At 32.7% G+C, this 19,038-nt stretch carries 19 protein-coding genes and 2 pseudogenes; 4 read left to right on the top strand and 17 right to left on the bottom strand.

Annotated features, from left to right (window positions below; translation table 11 throughout):
• A pseudogene (locus ACH2BG_RS05130) lies at positions 1-585 on the top strand (glycerol acyltransferase); the annotation flags it as partial.
• 62 nt (positions 586-647) lie between these two features.
• Here ACH2BG_RS05130 and ACH2BG_RS05125 read toward each other — a convergent pair.
• The 13 genes and pseudogenes from ACH2BG_RS05125 to ACH2BG_RS05065 all read right to left on the bottom strand — a co-directional run bounded on the left by ACH2BG_RS05125 (position 648) and on the right by ACH2BG_RS05065 (position 12,574).
• Positions 648-929, bottom strand: a complete 282-nt coding sequence (locus tag ACH2BG_RS05125; protein ID WP_395046645.1) for a TM2 domain-containing protein — start codon at positions 927-929, stop codon at positions 648-650.
• Between the two features lie 55 nt (positions 930-984).
• Positions 985-1,234 (bottom strand): annotated as a pseudogene (locus tag ACH2BG_RS05120) (VOC family protein); the annotation flags it as partial.
• 84 nt (positions 1,235-1,318) lie between these two features.
• A complete protein-coding gene (locus ACH2BG_RS05115) occupies positions 1,319-2,266 on the bottom strand; it encodes a 2-hydroxyacid dehydrogenase (RefSeq protein ID WP_395046644.1) in 948 nt (315 codons plus the stop codon).
• A gap of 163 nt (positions 2,267-2,429) precedes the next feature.
• A complete protein-coding gene (gene proC / locus ACH2BG_RS05110; RefSeq protein ID WP_395046643.1) occupies positions 2,430-3,206 on the bottom strand; it encodes a pyrroline-5-carboxylate reductase in 777 nt (258 codons plus the stop codon).
• 15 nt (positions 3,207-3,221) lie between these two features.
• A complete protein-coding gene (mgtE, locus tag ACH2BG_RS05105; RefSeq protein WP_395046642.1) occupies positions 3,222-4,571 on the bottom strand; it encodes a magnesium transporter in 1,350 nt (449 codons plus the stop codon).
• The gene (rsmA, locus tag ACH2BG_RS05100; RefSeq protein WP_395046641.1) at positions 4,561-5,340 is read right to left on the bottom strand and encodes a 16S rRNA (adenine(1518)-N(6)/adenine(1519)-N(6))-dimethyltransferase RsmA; all 780 of its coding nucleotides are present in this window, start codon (positions 5,338-5,340) and stop codon (positions 4,561-4,563) included. The genes mgtE and rsmA overlap by 11 nt, the downstream gene beginning before the upstream one ends.
• A gap of 75 nt (positions 5,341-5,415) precedes the next feature.
• Positions 5,416-5,892: a nucleotidyl transferase AbiEii/AbiGii toxin family protein gene (locus tag ACH2BG_RS05095; RefSeq protein WP_395046640.1), complete on the bottom strand. Its 477-nt coding sequence runs from the start codon at positions 5,890-5,892 to the stop codon at positions 5,416-5,418.
• Position 5,893: 1 nt separating this feature from the next.
• Complete coding sequence (locus tag ACH2BG_RS05090) at positions 5,894-6,079, bottom strand: hypothetical protein (RefSeq protein ID WP_395046639.1); 186 nt, start codon at positions 6,077-6,079, stop codon at positions 5,894-5,896.
• A gap of 4 nt (positions 6,080-6,083) precedes the next feature.
• Positions 6,084-6,395 carry a DUF4286 family protein gene (locus tag ACH2BG_RS05085; RefSeq protein WP_395046638.1) on the bottom strand — a complete coding sequence of 104 codons (312 nt, stop codon included), beginning with the start codon at positions 6,393-6,395 and terminating at the stop codon, positions 6,084-6,086.
• 81 nt (positions 6,396-6,476) lie between these two features.
• Entirely contained in the window at positions 6,477-8,249 is a 1,773-nt protein-coding gene (locus ACH2BG_RS05080) for a tetratricopeptide repeat protein (RefSeq protein WP_395046637.1), read from the bottom strand.
• 76 nt (positions 8,250-8,325) lie between these two features.
• Entirely contained in the window at positions 8,326-9,597 is a 1,272-nt protein-coding gene (serS, locus tag ACH2BG_RS05075; protein ID WP_395046636.1) for a serine--tRNA ligase, read from the bottom strand.
• Between the two features lie 239 nt (positions 9,598-9,836).
• Entirely contained in the window at positions 9,837-10,298 is a 462-nt protein-coding gene (locus ACH2BG_RS05070; protein WP_395046635.1) for a thioredoxin family protein, read from the bottom strand.
• The gene (locus tag ACH2BG_RS05065; protein ID WP_395046634.1) at positions 10,298-12,574 is read right to left on the bottom strand and encodes a TonB-dependent receptor domain-containing protein; all 2,277 of its coding nucleotides are present in this window, start codon (positions 12,572-12,574) and stop codon (positions 10,298-10,300) included. The genes ACH2BG_RS05070 and ACH2BG_RS05065 overlap by 1 nt, the downstream gene beginning before the upstream one ends.
• 94 nt (positions 12,575-12,668) lie before the next feature.
• Here ACH2BG_RS05065 and ACH2BG_RS05060 point away from each other — a divergent pair, with 94 nt between their 5' ends.
• Genes ACH2BG_RS05060 through ACH2BG_RS05050 form a run of 3 tightly spaced genes read left to right on the top strand, consistent with a single transcriptional unit; the run spans position 12,669 to position 15,636 of the window.
• Positions 12,669-14,540 (top strand): Nramp family divalent metal transporter, encoded by a 1,872-nt coding sequence (locus tag ACH2BG_RS05060; protein WP_395046633.1) that lies wholly within the window; start codon positions 12,669-12,671, stop codon positions 14,538-14,540.
• A gap of 3 nt (positions 14,541-14,543) precedes the next feature.
• Complete coding sequence (locus ACH2BG_RS05055; protein ID WP_395046632.1) at positions 14,544-15,197, top strand: metal-dependent transcriptional regulator; 654 nt, start codon at positions 14,544-14,546, stop codon at positions 15,195-15,197.
• Positions 15,198-15,237: 40 nt separating this feature from the next.
• Entirely contained in the window at positions 15,238-15,636 is a 399-nt protein-coding gene (locus ACH2BG_RS05050; RefSeq protein WP_395046631.1) for a hypothetical protein, read from the top strand.
• A gap of 200 nt (positions 15,637-15,836) precedes the next feature.
• On the opposite strand, the gene ACH2BG_RS05045 is transcribed toward ACH2BG_RS05050, so the two are convergent.
• Genes ACH2BG_RS05045 through ACH2BG_RS05030 form a run of 4 tightly spaced genes read right to left on the bottom strand, consistent with a single transcriptional unit; the run spans position 15,837 to position 18,999 of the window.
• Entirely contained in the window at positions 15,837-15,956 is a 120-nt protein-coding gene (locus ACH2BG_RS05045) for a FeoB-associated Cys-rich membrane protein (RefSeq protein WP_395046630.1), read from the bottom strand.
• Entirely contained in the window at positions 15,956-18,049 is a 2,094-nt protein-coding gene (gene feoB / locus ACH2BG_RS05040) for a ferrous iron transport protein B (protein ID WP_395046629.1), read from the bottom strand. Before feoB ends, ACH2BG_RS05045 begins: the two co-directional genes overlap by 1 nt.
• On the bottom strand, positions 18,049-18,291 hold the full coding sequence (locus tag ACH2BG_RS05035; RefSeq protein WP_395046628.1) for a ferrous iron transport protein A: 243 nt from the start codon (positions 18,289-18,291) through the stop codon (positions 18,049-18,051). Before ACH2BG_RS05035 ends, feoB begins: the two co-directional genes overlap by 1 nt.
• Before the next feature lie 33 nt (positions 18,292-18,324).
• Positions 18,325-18,999, bottom strand: coding sequence for an SCO family protein (locus tag ACH2BG_RS05030; protein WP_395046627.1), 675 nt, complete (start codon positions 18,997-18,999; stop codon positions 18,325-18,327).
• Positions 19,000-19,038 lie beyond the last annotated feature (39 nt).

Here is a 19,038-nt window from a genome sequence, read left to right as displayed (position 1 = left end):
CGTTTCGAGCCTGAATTGTATGATATGATGAGCAAGTCTATCGAAATGGGTCGCGCATTTATTATTAAAGATTACCAACAAAAACCAATGCCATTGTTCTTACTCTGGAAAGGAATTGTGCATACCACATTGCGTCATCCTGAACATACTTTCCTGATAGGTGGTGTGAGTATAAGCAATCAGTTTTCAGATTTTTCGAAATCGCTCATGATCGAGTTTATGAAATCTAATTATTACGATCCTTATGTTGCGCAATATATTCATCCTAAAAAAGAGTATAAAGTAAAACTAAAAGATGCCGATAAAGATTTTATTTTTAATGAAGCCGAAGCCGATTTGGTTAAATTTGACAAAATATTAGACGAACTGGAACCAGGTAGTTTGCGTTTGCCTGTTTTAATAAAAAAATACATCAAACAAAATGCAAAAGTTGTCGCATTTAATGTAGATCCTTTGTTTAACAATGCTGTTGATGGATTAATGTATATAAGAATTTCCGATATTCCCGAAAGTACTATGAAACCTGTTATGGAAGAATTCCAAGCAGAGCTAGAAAGAAAAGCGGTAGAAAAAGGAGAATGCTAAGAAAAAGGAAATAGAGTGAAATAAAAAAGGCGAGAAATTATTTTTCTCGCCTTTTTATATTTTTAGAACCATCCCTTTTTACCTACTTGGTATGTTTGGTAAAAATCCTCATCGCTTTTAGTTAGATAGATAATGCCTTCAATAAAACCTACAATGCTAAATATTCCACAAGTAACAATAGTAACTACTATTTGTATAATCCCTTCTTGAGTGTATCCTAAAATAAACTTATGAATACCGAAACTACCAAATAGTATTCCCATTATTCCTGCTAAAATTTTTTTGTTTTCTTGTTTTGGTTGTAGTGCATTGTTCCAGTCTTCTGTTGGTCTTGTTGTTTCCATGTTTGTTTTTTAGTTTGTTTATGCTAATATATAAAATTTTTATAAAAATGCTTTATTATTTAGCTTCCCAAAGTTCGATTTTATTTCCATCTGGATCTAAAATCCAACCAAATTTACCGTAATCATAAGTCTGCATTTCACCCACAATTGTTACACCTTCTTCACGCAAAATTTTTAATAAAGCTTCTAGATTATCAACTCTAAAGTTCATCATAAATTGTTTCTCGCTCGGTTCGAAGTATTTTGTGTCTTTTGCAAATGGGTGACCATTGCGTACAACAATCTATGCCTTCTTTGTCTTTCCATCGCTTCTCCTACGACACTTTTATAAAAAAGTGTTTCAATTAAGGAATTGTTACTGGTAATGAGATTATTAAATAAAATAGTAATTAATAAAATCGTTTAATCTTATTTACAATTACCTGTGCTAATTTCTCTTTGCTTTCTATAGTCCAACCTGCAATGTGTGGTGATAGTAAAACATTTTCTGCTTGCAGTAAATACTCGAAAGCGGCTGGTTTTTGCTCTTCAAACAAATGTTCGAAAGATAGTTTTTCGTATTCTAAAACATCGAGTCCTGCTCCAATAATTTTATTGGTTTGTAAAGCTTTAACTAAATCCTCCGTTACTACATTCTTGCCACGAGATGTGTTTATAAGCCAGAACGGTTTTGCAAAAGCATTAATAAAATTAGTGTTTACCATTTTATCGGTTTCAGGAGTCCAAGGAATGTGAAGACTTAAAACATCTGATTTTTGTTGTAGCTCTTGCAACGACACTTGTTTTGCATTAGCATCAGCTACATTTTCGAGTATGTCATAGCATAAAACTTGTACATCGAAACCTCGCAATTTTTTGGCAAATGATTTCCCCATATTTCCGTAACCTATAATCCCGACAGTTTTTCCGTCGAGTTCGTGACCGCGATTTGCTTCGCGATTCCAGTCTCCGGAACGAATTTCTTTATCGGCTTTGTTTAGGTTGTTCATGAGCGAAAGTAACATGCCTAATGCGTGTTCGCCCACTGCATTGCTATTGCCTTCGGGTGCAGCAATGAGGTGAACTCCTTTGCTGGAGGCATAATCGCAATCGATGCTTTCTAGTCCTGCGCCAACACGGGCTATAAATTGTAAGTTGGTGGCTTTGTCGAGAAAATTTTTATCGATTTTGAATCGGCTACGGATAACGATGCCGTGATAATCATGAATTTTTGATTCTACTTCTTCTTTTGAAGATGTAAAATCTTCATGGTTTATAAATCCAGCTTCTTGCAATTGCGCCATAAGTAATGGATGATTGCTGTCGATATGAAGGATTTTTATGTTTTGTGGGTTCATCTTTATATAAAAAAATAAAGATAATTATTTTTGGTACATAAATGAAACTGATTTTGGAATGTAATGTTGGTTTTTTAGCCCTGATAGAAGTGGAAATCCTTTTCCTTTTTCCTTTAAAAAGGAAAAGATTGTAACGTATAGCAGGAATAGCTTCGAATAAAAATTACTCTTTTATTTTTTGTAACGAGGTTTTTATCCCTTTTATTAATGACGAACTAAAGCCTTGGTGTTCCATTTCGTTGAGTCCTACAATGGTGCAACCTTGTGGTGTTGTTACTCTGTCTATGAGTTGTTCTGGATGTACTTTTTCTTCCAGAAGCATTTTTGCAGCGCCTTTTGCGGTTTGTGCGGCTATAGCCAGAGCAGTTTGAGAATCGAAACCAATTTCTATTCCTGCCTGCATCGAAGCGCGAATGTAACGCAAGGCATAAGCGGTTCCGCAAGCGCCAAGAACTGTGGCTGCATCCATTAGTTTTTCTTCTATTACTGGTGCTGTTCCTAATTGCTGAAACAGTGTAATTACTTTTTGTGCTTTGGTTTTGTCTTTTTCTTCAAACGAAATACAGGTTGCTGATTCGCCAAATTGTATCGCAATATTTGGCATGATTCGCATCACGGCATTGTTATTATCTACTAAACTCTGAATGGTTTGTATGCTAACACCACTTACTGCCGAAATGATGGTTTTGTTTTGAATTTCTTCTGAAATTTCTTTTAAAACACTTTCAACCTGATACGGTTTTACGGTCAAGACAATAATATCAGCTTGTTGAATATTGTGCGCGTTATTGTTAGAAATTTCGATTCCTTTTTCTTGTAAATAAGAAATGGTTTCTATATTTCGTTTGGTAACTGTTACTTGATTATTAGTGGTATATTTTACTATTCCTAAAGCGATGGCAACGCCAAGATTTCCGCCACCTATGATGTGTATTTTCATTTTGGTAGTAAATTTTTAAACGCCTAAAATTAATTTTGCTATCATAAAATATATCATAATACCAAAAACATCATTTGTTGTGGTTACGAAAGGTCCTGTAGCAATTGCTGGATCGATTTTGTTTTTGTGCAGGAAAAACGGGACCAATGTTCCGAGTGTTGCTGCAAAAACAATTACTACAATTATTGATATTGATATAGCAAAACCAACCAAATATTGCTGGTACATGACCGAATGATAGGCTAATAATAGTAAAGAAATAATGGTTCCCGAGATGAGTGCTACGGTGAGCTCTTTTGAGAAATAGTTTCTAGAAAATTCTTTTAATGTTCCGTTTGCTAAACCTTGTACTACAATTGCCGATGCTTGTACACCAACATTTCCTGCTGTTGCAGATAATAATGGTACAAAAATCATGAGTGTAAAATAGGTTCTCATGGTCATTTCGTTACCTTTTAGTACGTATGATGCAACAATTTCTATCACCATTCCTATAAGTAACCATGGTAATCTTGCTTGTATGAGTTCGCGAACACTATCGCCAGCTTCGACATCTTGTGTAATACCCGCTGCCAATTGGTAATCTTTTTCGGCTTCATCTTTTATTACATCGACAATATCATCGATAGTGATTCGACCTACTAATCGACCCAATTCGTCAGTAACAGGAATAGCTTCTAGGTCATATTTTTGCATGATTCGAGCCACTTCAATATCTTCGGTATCGACCATTACCGAGTTTAATTTTCGGATATATACTTCGCTAATTGGTGTTTTTGCTGAGGTTGTAAGTAAATCCTTAAGTGATAATCGTCCTAGTAATTTGTTCTGATCATCTACAACATATATAGAGTGTACTCGAGAAATATTTTCGGCCTGAATACGCATTTCTTTCATGCAGGTAAGCACGTTCCAATTTTCGTAAACTTTTACGAGTTCTTTGTGCATAATTCCGCCCGCAGTATCTTCTTTGTAACGTAATAAATCGACAATATCTTTGGCGTGCTCTACGTCTTGAAGTTCTGATATTACTTCTTCCTTCTTGCTTTTAGAAAGTTCGGCAATAATATCCGCAGCATCATTGGTTTCTAGTTCATCTAGTTCTTCGGCGATTTCTTTTGGGGACAAACGACCCAATATATTTTCACGTAAATCGTCTTCTAGTTCTAGTAGGATTTCGGCTGTTTTCTCTGAATCTAAAACTTTAAAAATATAGGTAGCTTCGTCAAAATCTAGTTCGTCTAAAATTTCGGCAATATCAGCATGGTGCATATCATTAAGCAAAAGTTCCAATTGCTGGTCGTCTTTTTGCTGAATGAGTTGTTCTAATTCTTTTATTAGATCTTTGCTGATTTTAAATTCCATCGGCTTCTATTTTTTGAGTCAGTTCTATAAATTGTTGGACATCTAATTGTTCTGGGCGAAGATTAAAAACTACGTCTTCTCTTAAATTATCGGACAAATTTAATGTTTTTAAACTGTTTCGCAATGTTTTTCTTCGTTGTTGAAAAGCTGTTTTCACCACGGTAAAAAATAATTTTTCGCCACATGGCAAACTATAATCTTTTTTTCTTCGCAAACGCAATACGCCCGATTTCACTTTTGGTGGCGGAATAAATACGGTTTCATCGACTGTAAATAAATATTCGGCATCATAAAATGCTTGTACTAATACCGATAGAATTCCGTAGGCTTTTGTTCCTTTTTTCTCGCAAATTCTCTGGGCTACTTCTTTTTGAAACATTCCTGCAAATTCTGGAATTTGATTGCGGTATTCTAAAGCGCGAAATACTATCTGTGTTGAAATATTGTATGGGAAATTTCCAATAATAGCAAATTGCTTACCATCGAAAATTTCGTTGATATTGTATTTTAAGAAATCCTTAGAGATGATTTTATCTTTTAGTTTCGGGTAATTTTCATCAAGATAAGTTACCGATTCGGCATCAATCTCGATGACGTAAGTATTTACTTCTTTTGCTAATAAATACTTTGTGAGCACGCCCATTCCTGGACCTATTTCTAGTAAATTGTCATATCCTTCTAGGTTTAAAGTGTCGGCAATATCTTTTGCGATACTTTCGTCCTTTAAGAAATGTTGTCCGAGGTGTTTTTTTGCTTTTACTGCTTCCATATTGTTGTTGCGAGGCACAAAGCAATCGCTCTTATTAGTTGATTTATCTCCGAAAACACGAAGTAAAATTGAAATTTATTTTTTATTAATAGCTCGAAGTTGCTGAATGTCTAACAAATCTTTGTGTCTGTTTGCTTTTATTTTGCTTGTTATTAAATCCTCTAATGATAATACATTCCATTTTAAAAAAGGATTGTCGTTAACTATAACGGTTTCACTTTCGTTAAATACTGCTTCAAATGACTTATTTACTGAAAATTTCGTAATTAACTCTAAATCTAAATCAACAGGAGAAAATTTAATAGAAATATTTTGCTCTTGATTTTTTACATTTTCGGGAAAATCATCAATTTCATATCCCATTTCGTTAAAAACGAGGATTAATTTCTTGAAATTTTCATCAGTGGTTTCAATCCAAAAATCTACATCGGCAGAATGTCGCTGATAGCCATGAAAATTAACTGCTCCACCACCAACCATTAACATACGAACGCTGTGTTTATTTGCTATTGAAATAAATTGATTGATGTTATTATCCCAATTTTGAATCATCTTATTTTGATTTTAATTCAATAACAAAATTATTATTTTTATTTTCAATTTTATGCTTTATCGGAAATTGCTTCATTTTGAGAATTAACCCTAAAAAACTGTAAATACGATCTACTTTGGATAATTTCAAGAAATCTTCCAATTGTTTTTTATTACTTTCTTCTTTGGTTTGAAAATGAATTTCCATAATTTTAATGCTCACTTATTACTTCTAACTCTGTTCTAAAAGCCAACATCTTATCACCAAAAAGTTGTAAACCTTCTTCACGCAATCGTGGTGCATCTTCTTCATAATATTTTTGTAACGTTTCTTGATTATCAGTTGTAAATTGAATAGAATAGGTGAGTCCGCCCATTTCTTCTTCTATTAAAACTTTGACCATTCTTGCTGATGTAAACTTGCCAGTTGCTAAAACATCGGCAATATGTTTTGTTTGCATCCAAGAAAACCATTGGTCGTGCACACTTTCGTGAATGTTTATTGTTACGTTGTATATTATCATTTTTTAGATTGTTAGACTAATAGAATTTTAGATTGTTAGACTTTTCAAAAAATCCAATAATCTAAAAATCTAATTACCTGTTTATAAATTAGTGTCTCCTCTTAATTTTCTATAATTATTTCTGGCTTCGACAAAATAAATACTGTCTTCGTGGGCAAATAATATTTTCTCGTAATAGGCTTTTGCTTTTGCAATATCAGGCAATTGTTTTCTGTAAATTTCGGCCGAAAAAAACAAGGCTTCATCGATGTAAATTCCTTCAGCATGTTTGTCTATTATTTGTTGGTAATAGTTAAGCGATTGCTGAAAATTATTTTGTTTTTCATACAATTTCCCAATTCTGAGCAAAGTTACATCTTCTATCTTTTCTCCTTTGTGTTGGGCTAAAATAGTTTCAAATAATTGCAATGCTTCGGTATTTTTGTTTTGATAAGCCAAAAAATCGGCTTTCGAGAATTTTTTTAAAGCGACTTGCGTCGAATCTTCGACGGTATTGTCGCTAATGAGTAAAAATAATTCCATCGAATCATTAGCAATAAGTTGTGATGTTGAAGATTTTAAAACCGTAAATTGTTTTTGTGCCCAATCGAAATCTCCTTTATAATAACTTGCTTTTGCCATTTTTAGACTCGCTTCATGTGCCATTTGATCATTTTTTAAATCGTCTTGTATTTGGGCGTAATATATAATCGCTTGGTTAAATTTTTCGTCGAGAAGTAAAACATCGGCCAATTCCATTTTTACATCTGCTTTTTGATAATTATTTAAAGGTAAATCTAAAGCTTTGGTCAAAATTGTTTTTGCCGATTCGAATTGTTTTAAATAAAAAGCATCAAAATGAGCTTTTAGAATTTGTAGGTTAATAGAATAAGGAGAAATTCCATATTTTTTTAATAATAAATCCAGTTTTTCTTTTATAATTGGATATTCTGTTGCTTTATCAATATCTATCGAGATTAATTGATAATGAGCTTCCATTTGCAATTCTAAATCTTGTGTGTTTAGCAAGATGAAGTTTAGAATTTCGGTAGCAGTTTCAATCTCTTTGTCATCGATAGTTATCTTTGCTAAATTGATGATATTGATTAAATTATCTGGACTTCTTTTGAAAATTGCTTTCTCTTGAATAAATGCTTTTCCGTAGTCTTTTTGCTGTACAAAAAACCAACTCATAAACTGATTCCAGAAAATATCTTGTGTTTTTTGAGTACGAATAAGCAATGCTTTTTTTAGACTATCAGAAAAAGTTTTCTGTGAATCTTCGGACATGAATCTCGTTAATTGATTTTGTACTAATGGTAAATTACTAGGAAACTTAAAAGAATAATCGAGTAACGTATCAATCATTAAATCGATTTTACCTAATTGCCCCTGCAGCAGCGACACTTGGTAATCGAAATTTGCATCAGGATTTCCTAAAGTTCCTAAACGATAAGCTTCGATAGCTTGTTCTATCAATGATTTTTGCTCGAAATCTCTTGCAACATTATACACGTTGTTTGGGTTTTCTTTTATTTTTTCTAATGCAATTTTGTAATTTTTATCGGCTTTATCTGTATTTTTTTGCAACTGATAATTATAGCCTAATTCGATATATAAATTGGGTTGTTTGGTTTTGTCTATTCTATTTTTGATAATAGATTCGGCTTTGTCAAACTGATTTAATTGCTGGTAACAAGCGACTTGTTTCTGAAAATAATTGTAATTGTTGGGCTGACCTTTTACTAAATCTTCATAAATAAGAATTGCTTTGTCGAACTCACCTCTATCAAAATAGTTTTGCGCCAATTGTTCGTTTTGCGAGAAAACAAACATTGGAAATAACAAAACAATATATAGGAATAAGTTTTTCATTGGTTATCTAAAAAAACAATGTACTAATGTAACAATTTTTATGCTTCATTAGTACATCTAAAAAATTCTGTAGTTTTTAATTAATTATATCAAAACCGGTATATTTTCTGAGTACTTCTGGGATTACAATTCCTTCAGGGGTTTGGTAATTTTCTAAAATTCCGGCCAAAACTCTTGGTAAGGCAAGTGAACTTCCGTTTAATGTGTGTGTCAATTGGTTTTTACCATCTTTGTCTTTGAAACGTAATTTTAATCTATTGGATTGAAACGTTTCAAAATTGGAAACAGATGAAATTTCTAACCAACGATCTTGTGCTGTCGAAAAGACTTCAAAATCATAAGTTAATGCCGAAGCAAAACCCATATCTCCACCACAAAGACGAAGAATACGATATGGTAATTTTAGTTCTTGTAATATGTTTTTCACATGTTCGACCATGCCTTCTAGCGCTTCATACGATTTGTCTGGATGTTCGATTCTTACTATTTCTACTTTGTCAAATTGGTGTAAACGATTTAAACCACGAACGTGAGCACCCCAAGAGCCTGCTTCACGACGGAAACAAGGTGTGTAACCTGTACACAAAACGGGTAATTCATTTTCGTTAAGAATAACATCTCTAAAAATGTTTGTTACGGGAACTTCGGCAGTTGGGATAAGATATAAATTATCTTTTGCATCGTGATACATTTGTCCTTCTTTGTCAGGTAATTGCCCAGTTCCGTAGGCGGAAGCTTCGTTTACCATGTGCGGAACCTGATATTCTAGGTAACCAGCATCAGTGTTTCTGTCTAAAAAGTAAGAAATAAGCGCACGTTGTAATTTGGCTCCTTTTCCTTTGTAAACTGGAAATCCGGGAGCTGTAATTTTAGTCCCTAATTCGAAATCGACAATATCATATTTTTTAATTAATTCCCAATGAGGTTGTGCGTCTTCGTGCAAAACTGGAATATCACCTTCTTGAAAAATATTTAGATTTTCTTCAGGTGTTTTCCCTTCAGGAACAATATCTGCTGGAAGGTTAGGTAAAGTATATAGTTTGTCTAATAAATCTTTGGCTAAAGCTTCTGTAATTTCAGACAGTTCTTTGGTTTTTTCTTTATTTGTAGCAATTTGTTCTTTTAGAGCAGTAGCTTTTTCTTTTTCGCCGCTTTTCATCAAATCGCCAATTTCTTTGGATATATTATTAGATTCGGATAAAATAGTATCTAATTCTACTTGTGTAGCACGACGTTTTTCGTCTAGTTGTACCACTTCTTGAACAATACTGGTAGCATCGATGCTTCTTTTTGCCAAAGCTTTGATTACTTTTTCCTGATTTTCTCTAATAAATGCGATTTGTAACATAAATAATTGTATTTTAAATGATTTGCCTATTAAAGTTTGTACCACATAGAAACATAGAAAAAAGAGTTTTTATAGAAAAATATTTTTACACATAGCTATATTATCTATATAAAAGCAAAGCTTTCTTAATTATAGAAGCATAAATCTATGTTTCTATGTGGTTACACCATTTTAATAAGAACGCAAATTTACTAATTAATACACATGAACTAGTTCATTTATTTCTATTTATTTACCATTTATTTTATTGATTTGAGTATTTTAATTAGTTGCTTTGCATTTAGATAGCTGTTGTGCTGAAAAACAATTTCGTTTTTATCATTCAAAACACATAAAACTGGGTAATTGATTTGGTTGTTTATTGTACCCAATTCGATGGCTAATTCGTGAATTCCAGAATTATCTCCGTTGGGTTTATAAACAAAAGTATTTTTATTAAAAACAATTTTTTGCTTTTCTTCTGCATCAAAAGAGATAAAGTAAAAACGTTCGTTTATTTCATTTTGAACAATTTCATTTTTAAAAGTTTTACTTTGCATTACCGTACAATATTTGCACCAATTGGTATGAATAAATACAATAACTTTTCGTTTTTCTACTTTTTGTAGACTATCAATTTCTTCAAATTTGGATAGCTGTAATTGGGAAAAACCTTTCGGAATTGCCAGAATAAAAATAACCAACCAAATAAAATTTCTCATTATTTAAAATTATAACGTATCCCAAAAAAGCCTCGAATACCTTGGTTTTGTGCATACACATAAGTGGTGTCAAAAGTTAATCCATATGGATTTTGCGGCGTTGCTAAAACTTGTCCATTGGCACCATATTGCACATTGGCATCAAATGGATCATTTACATTGGCAATAAGAAATGGGTTGTTTTGTTTTGGCAAGAAGTTTAATAAGTTTTTCACACCAGCATAAAGCTCAAAATTTTTGAAACCAGAATAAGTAAGCTGAAGATTTTGAATACTATGAGTTGGCGATTTTGGTGCACGTGGATCTAAATCATTTAATAAAGGTAATCTCATAGAGCCGTATAAGTTCCCTGTGTAATCGATTGTTAAATCTACTTCCTTTATTTTGTAAGACACATTCCAAGTTCCTGTAAAACGTTCTGTTAGAACCGGAATTTCGCTAATTCCGTTTTGTATATTTCTATTGTCAAGAAAAGAAACGCCAGTTATGATTTTTAAACCATTGGTAAAATTCACATCAATATTTGTTGTAATTCCTTGGCTTATCGCATATCCATTTATATTATCATAAATAATTTTGTTTGGATCGGTCGAGTAATCGTTTACAATTTTATTGCTAAATCGGGTATGAAATAATGATGTTTCGATTCCTACAAATGTTCCGTTTTCGAAATTAAACTTTTTAATGTAATTTAAATTTACGTTTACAGATTGTTCGGGTTTCAAATTATTTTTTATTTCGACTTCGCGAGAACCTGTTAGTGCGGCATGGTCTTCGGTAAATAAATTGACGACTCTAAAACCCGTTCCAGCATTTAAACGAATAATATTATTATCATTCAGTTTTAGTTTATAGGCAACTCGTGGTGTAAAAATATTGCCATGAAATGAGTTGTAATCATATCGTAAACCTAATAAAAGTTTGTTTTTATCATTGAAAGCTATTTCGTCTTGTATAAAAACACCTGGCAAAAATGTTTTTTCAGGTTTGTTTTCTCCATTTTTTGCTGTTGTTTGTGTATTGTCATCATAATGATTGTATCGCAATGCGGTTCCTAGAAGCATGTCGTGTTTTGCTATTTTTTTGTCCCAAGTAAGTTGCCCGAAGGCAATTTTCTGATTGGCAATATAACTCGTTGTTCCGTATCGGCTATCTTGAAAATGTACGTTTCCGGAGAAGGAAAACATAATTTTTTCGGAAGTGGGCAACTGATAATTTCCTAATAATTCTCCTCGTTTGGTATAAATACTTTCTCCGTAAATTTCATTTCCGCCACGATATTTTCGTTCCCAACGCATGTCTCCGCCAAAACGATCCTCGTAAACACCTCGAGCAGCAATAGTAAATAACCTGTTTTCTTTGCGAGCAAAACTCCATTTCTGAAATAACGAAATCCTGTCTGACAAAGTAACATCGGTAAATCCATCTTTGTCATTGTCCACTCGATTCCCATATTTAAAATAGTTTAATCCTATTAATGCAATTGCTTTTTTACCAACATTAAATTTTGCGCCCATATCGATATTATTTTCAAGATAAGAAGTCGAGAAAACATCGGCCGAAAATCTTGAAGCATTTGTCGGATTTTTGGTAATAATATTTATCAATCCACCAACCGCTTCACTTCCGTACAAAGAAGATGCTGGGCCTTTTACAATTTCTATTCTTTCTACTAATGAATTTGGAATCCCTGACAAGCCATACACTGTCGATAAACTACTCACAATGGGCATTCCGTCGATTAGGACTAATGTATAAGGGCCTTCTAAACCATTAATATGAATATCGCCCGTGTTACAAACCCCACAATTTAGTTGCGGACGAACCCCATTTACATTTTGTAGGGCTTCATAGATACTTGGCGTTGGATTTTTTTTGAAGAAAACAGGCGAATAAACCTCGACAGGAACAGGACTTTCTAGTCGTCGAACAGGTTTTAAAGTCCCAGAAATGACCACTTCGTTTAAGTTGTTTGGAGTTATTATTAAATCGAAATTTATAAACAAACTATCATTTTCCTTTACAGCAATATTTTTTCTAATCGTTTGAAAGCCCATAGACCAAGCTTGAATCTTATAATTCCCAACGGCTAATTGTTCAAACTTATAATGCCCTAAACTATCTGTTTCTGTTTTTCTATTTGTACCAACTAAAGAAATTTCGATTGCTTTTAACCCTAATTTTTCTCCAAAAACTTGTCCAGAGATTATTTGTGTTTCTTGCGAAAAAGCAAATATGGATATTAGTAATAAAAATATTAAAAATATTTTTTTCATTATCGTTTAAATTAAATTTTAGACAAAACTAAAAAATATACTCATACAAAACAAAATATATAATTATATTTGCTAAATATAATTTTTTTCAAACATGGGAAAATCTCTCGAAGAAGTAAATCAATCGGTTTCAACACAAAATAAAACTACTGTTTTTAGAAAAATATTAGCATTTTTTGGTCCGGCCTACCTTGTTAGCGTAGGTTATATGGATCCTGGAAATTGGGCAACCGATTTGGCTGGAGGTAGTCAGTTTGGTTACGCTTTGATTTGGGTATTGTTAATGAGTAATATTATGGCGTTGCTGCTACAAAGCTTAAGCGCCAGATTAGGAATCGTAACTCAACGAGATTTAGCACAAGCTTCGCGCGAAACATATCCTCGTTTTATCAATTATATTCTATATTTTTTAGCTGAAATTGCCATTGCCGCCTGTGATTTAGCTGAAGTTTTAGGAATGGCGATTGGATTAAACTTGCTTTTTGATATTTCTCTAATTAATGGTGTGCTGATTACGGTTTTGGATACTTTTTTATTGCTCTTCCTTATTAATAAAGGAATTCGTAAAATGGAAGCTTTTATTATAGCATTAGTAGCCATCGTAGGATTTTCATTTGTATTTGAAATGATTTTTGCACAGCCCGAAATGGGAAAAGTAATTACAGGATTAATTCCTACTTTACCTGGTGAAGGAGCTTTGTATATTGCCATAGGAATTATTGGTGCAACTGTAATGCCACACAATTTATACTTGCATTCCTCATTAGTGCAAACCCGAAAATTTGACCGAAGCAAAAAAGGAATCCTTCAAGCTTTGAAATACAATTTTATAGATTCGACCATTGCTTTAAATTTGGCTTTCTTCGTTAATGCAGCCATTTTAATTTTAGCAGCAGCGACTTTTCACAAAGCAGGCATGTTTGAAGTGGCCGAAATTCAAGATGCGCACCGATTGTTAGAACCTATGTTAGGTAACAAATGGGCGCCAATCTTATTCGCAGTAGCGTTAATAGCAGCCGGACAAAGTTCTACAATAACAGGAACTCTTGCCGGACAAATCATTATGGAAGGTTATCTGAATTTACGTATTCAACCGTGGGTTCGTCGTATTATTACCAGATTAATTGCTATTGTTCCAGCAGTTATTGTGATTTCGGTTTTTGGCGAAAGCGTAACCGGAAAAATGCTAATTTTAAGCCAAGTGATTTTAAGTTTGCAGTTGGGCTTTGCTATTATTCCATTAATCCATTTTGTAAGTGATAAATCTAAAATGAAAGGATTTCATATTAGTAGAATCACTCAAATTGCAGCTTGGTTAATCGCTTCCATCATCGTTTCTTTGAATGCTAAATTAGTATATTCGGAAATTGCAGGTCTTTTAGAAATTTCAGAAAATCCAACTGTTTTGTGGTTCACGGTAGTTCCTTTAGCGGTAAGTTTCTTAATCTTATTATTGTATATTGTTTTTAAACCTTTTATTTCAAAACCAAAAGCAGATATTTTAAACCACTCACCACACAACCTAAAATTACAGTTTTCGCCAGCAGAAACTTATAATAAAAAGAACATTGCTGTTTCGGTAGATTTTTCAAATGCCGATGAAGTTGCTATAAATAGTGCTTTTGAGTTGGGTGGAAAAGAAGCACAATACACACTAATTCATGTTGTAGAAACCGTTGGAGCTATGATGTATGGTGATGATATCGAGGATTGCGAAACTACGATAGACGAAAAACTATTAGAAGATTATAAAACCATGCTTTCTAAAAAAGGATTCAAAGTCGAAACGGTTTTAGGATTTGGAAAACCAAACAAAGCCATTCCGAAAATTATTAACGAAGGTACTTTTGACATCTTAGTCATGGGAACACACGGTCATAGTGGTTTAAAAGATTTGCTTTTTGGCACTACAGTCGATAAGTTGCGACACGAAATTTCAATTCCTCTATTTATTGTTAAAAAATAAAAAATGACTTTTTCAGAAGAAAATTATCTAAAAACAATTTACCATCTCACAACTATTTCAGATTCGGAAGTAAGTACGAATGCGATTGCCGAAAAAATGGAAACCAAAGCATCATCAGTTACCGATATGCTTAAAAAATTAGCTGAGAAAGATTTAATAAATTACAAAAAATACCAAGGTGTTTCGCTTACAGAAAAAGGCTCGCTTTCGGCAAAAATGATTGTACGAAAACACCGTTTGTGGGAAGTTTTTCTGGTCGAAAAATTAAATTTTCCTTGGGATGAAGTGCATGATATTGCCGAACAATTAGAACACATAAAGTCCGAAAAACTAATTAATAAATTAGATGATTTTCTGGGTAATCCAACGGAAGATCCTCATGGTGATCCAATCCCGAATGCTAACGGGCAAATAATTTCGATAGAAAAACAATTGTTATCAGAACTAAACGAAAAGCAATTTGGAATTTGTGTTGGTGTAAAAGACACTTCATCGGAATTTTTAAAATACTTAGATAAACAAGAAATAGCTTTGGGTTCTAAAATCGAAATCATATCGAAAGAATCCTTCGATTTGTCATTAAAAATAAAAGTCGATACAAAAGAGCTGACGATTTCAAATAAAATTGCGAGTAACTTATTTGTAAAAATAATCTAAGAAAAGGCATTATATTTGATTCAACTTTAAGAAAACTCAAATGAAAAACATCTTTTTCTTCTTTTTACTAATTTTCAGTATTTCTGTTTTTGGGCAAGAGTCAAAACAAAAACCTGTAAAAATTACCCAGAAAAATTGCCTTGCTAAGAAAGGATATTCTTTCCGACTAAAAGAAGTAGTCTCAGATTCTCGCTGTCCCGAAGGTGTACAGTGTATCTGGGCTGGTGAAGTACAAACGATAATTTCAGTTTATAAAGACAAAAAATTGGTAGAAGAAACGAAAATTACGGTTTCACCAAACAAAAACGAAGAAGCGATTAGTTTTTTTGCAAAATATTATGCGGGTAAGAAAATCGAATCTATTTATGTTTTCCCTTTTGCTATAAAAGACAAGATTTTAGACAGAAAGGCTTATCATTTGGAGATTAATTTTTATTAATTAAACCCGTTGGGTGCAATTAATAAAAATTCAAAAACTACATAGAAGCATAGAAAAAAGAGTTAGATAGAACAATTATTGGTTCACAAAGCTATGGTTCTACTGTAATAAAGTGAAACATCTTTATTAAACGCATAAAAACTATGTTTCTATGTGGTAAAAAATAAAAAAAATTGGATTCACCCAACGAGTTAAATCAATTAATTACAACCACAATCGCCACCACAGTTTTTGTCGTTTTTCTTTTTACCAAAGAATTTTAGGTAAAGAAAAATTACAGCAATAATTAATAACAATATAGCGATTATTTCTTGTGTCATTATTTCAAGATTTGATAAGCAATTAATGCCACAGTATAAGCAAATCCGCTCATAAATACCAACTGAATTGCTGGCCATTTCCAAGAATTTGTTTCTTTTTTAGTCACTGCAAGTGTACTCATACATTGCATGGCAAAAGCATAAAAAAGCAACAACGAAACGCCTGAAGCCAAGTTAAACAGTTTGTTTCCTGTTATAGGATTTATTTCGGTAGATAGTTTGTTTTTTATAGTTGCTTCTTGATCTCCAGTTTCTTCGATGCTATAAATCGTAGCTAATGTTCCTACAAAAACTTCTCTTGCTGCAAATGAGGTTACAATAGCAATACCAATTTTCCAATCATAACCTAAAGGCGTAATGGCTGGTTCTATCGATTTTCCTATAATTCCTATATAAGAATTTTCTAGTTTGTAAGAAGCAATATCGTTTTCTAAATTTTTTGTCGAAGGATTTTGTTTCGAAACTATTTCTCTTGCATTTTTAAAATTTTCACCAGGACCATAAGAGGCTAAAAACCATAATATTACCGAAAGTGCTAAAATCATTTTTCCTGCGCCAAAAACGAAGGATTTTGTTTTTTCAATAACATTTATAGCTACGTTTTTAAACATAGGCAATTTATAATTAGGCATTTCGACCACAAAATAAGATTTCGATTGAATTTTTAAAATTTTATTCAATAACCAAGCAGATAAAAAGGCCATTCCGAAACCCAATAAATACAACATCATTAGTGTAAGTCCTTGCAAATTAAATAAGCCAAAAAGCCTTGTGTTTGGGATAACTAATGAGATTATAATCGAATAAACAGGTAGTCTTGCAGAGCAAGTAGTAAACGGTGTAACTAGAATGGTGATGAGTCGTTCTTTCCAGCTTTCGATATTTCTCGTTGCCATAATCGCTGGAATGGCACAAGCAGTTCCTGAGATTAGCGGAACCACACTTTTGCCAGAAAGACCAAATTTTCGCATCGATTTATCCATCAAGAAAACCACTCTACTCATATAACCACTTTCTTCTAAAATCGAAATGAATAAGAATAAAAAAGCAATTTGTGGAATAAAAATAGCGATTCCTCCCAATCCTGGAATAATTCCTTGCACGATAAGATTAGTTAAAACTCCTGCTGGTAGTTTAGATTCAGTCCATGAGCTTAAAGATACAAAAGAGCTGTCTATGAAATCCATTGGTAAGCTAGACCAATCGAAAATAGACTGAAAAATCAGCATCAGAATCAAGAAGAAAATCACATAACCAAATATTTTGTGCATTAATATTCGGTCAAGTTTGCTTCGTAAATCTTTGGCGGAAGCCAAGTCTATTTTTTGTCCAACTTTCAAAACATCATTAATAAATTGATAACGTTTGATGGTTTCTTTTTGTTGCAATCTTTTTAAATCTTCTTTCGATTTTGCGAACGAAGGATTTGGTAACTCGTTTCTGTTTAAATTAGCAAAATTTACGTCTTGCGTGATAACCAACCACAATTTATATAAAGATTGATTTGGGAAAGCGCGACGCAAATTATTAAAATATGTAACATCTATATTTGAAGCATTCAAACAAGGTTCGGTTGTAATATTTTTGTAATTGATAATTAGATTTTTCAAATCATCAATACCTTCACCTTTGCGAGAACTTACTAAGGCAATTTTGGTTTTCAGCTGATTTTCTAAATACGGGATATCTAACGAAATTCCTTTATACGACATTCTGTCGGACATATTGATGACTAGAATTGTCGGAATTTCTAAATCTTTTATTTGGGTAAAAAGCAATAAATTTCGCTTCAAATTTTCGACTTCGGTAACTACAATAGCTACGTCTGGAAAATCTTTATCGTTTTTGTTCAACAGTAATTCGATAACTACATTTTCGTCTAGCGAGCTTGCATTTAGACTGTATGTCCCAGGTAAATCGAGAATAGTTGCCTTAAGATTTGATGATAATTTGCAAACACCTTGTTTTTTTTCGACCGTAATTCCTGGATAATTTCCTACTTGTTGGTTCAAGCCCGTAAGTTGGTTAAATACCGAAGTTTTTCCAGTATTTGGATTCCCAATTAAAGCAATATTAATGTTGCCGACTTTCATTATAGTTGGTTTTCTTTAGGAATTTCTACTTCGATAATAGAAGCCGTTTCTAATCTAATAGCGACATGACTATCATTAATATTTAAATATAAAGGATCGCCAAAAGGCGCAATTTGAATAATTTCGACCATATTCCCTGGCAAACACCCCATTTCTAATAACTTTAGAGGAATATTGTTAATGTCAAAATCTTTTATGATTGCTTTTTGACCAATGGCGAGATTTGAAATGGTTAAGTTCAAGTTTATTTAGATTGAATAAATGTAAAAGCAAAATTAATCCTTTTTATTGGATTCACATAAAAAAAGAATGTCTTGCAGTAGTTTTTCGACTTCTTCTCTTCTTGTACCATCATAAAAACCACGAACACGCTTTTTATCATCGACCAAAACAAAATTTTCGGTGTGAACCATGTCGTATAATTCGGAAGGTTTTCCAGTTTTTACTGCTAAATAGGATTTTCTAGCAATATAATAAATGTCTTTTTTGTTACCTGTTACTAGATTCCATTTTGCATCAATAACACCTTTTCTTTTGGCGTAAGCTTTTAACACCGAAACACTATCTATATCTGGCGTTACCGAATGAGAAAGCAACATCACTTTAGGATTGTCTTTAATCTGGTCTTGTAACCAAACCATATTGTCGGTCATCATTGGGCAAATTGTGCCACAAGTAGTAAAAAAGAAATCGGCAACATAAACTTTGCCTTCATAATCTTTTTGGGTAATAACTTTCCCGTTTTGGTTGGTAAATGCAAAATCAGCAATAATATGTTTATTGGCAACATATTGAATTGTCGAGTCGACCAATTCAGGATTTACCATCGATGGTGTAAAAACAGGTAATGTTTTACGATTTAGTACATTGTAAAATAACCAGATTATAATTACTGATAAAATAGACAATACAATAAATAAGGTTTTAAATTTTCGTAAAAAACTGAGCATGAAATATTTTTTTTGCAAAAATAAAAAATAAAAAAGTCA

Origin of the sequence: Flavobacterium sp., from assembly GCF_043779715.1 — a bacterium.
Lineage (GTDB): Bacteria > Bacteroidota > Bacteroidia > Flavobacteriales > Flavobacteriaceae > Flavobacterium.
This window is presented reverse-complemented; position numbering and strand designations above follow the sequence as displayed.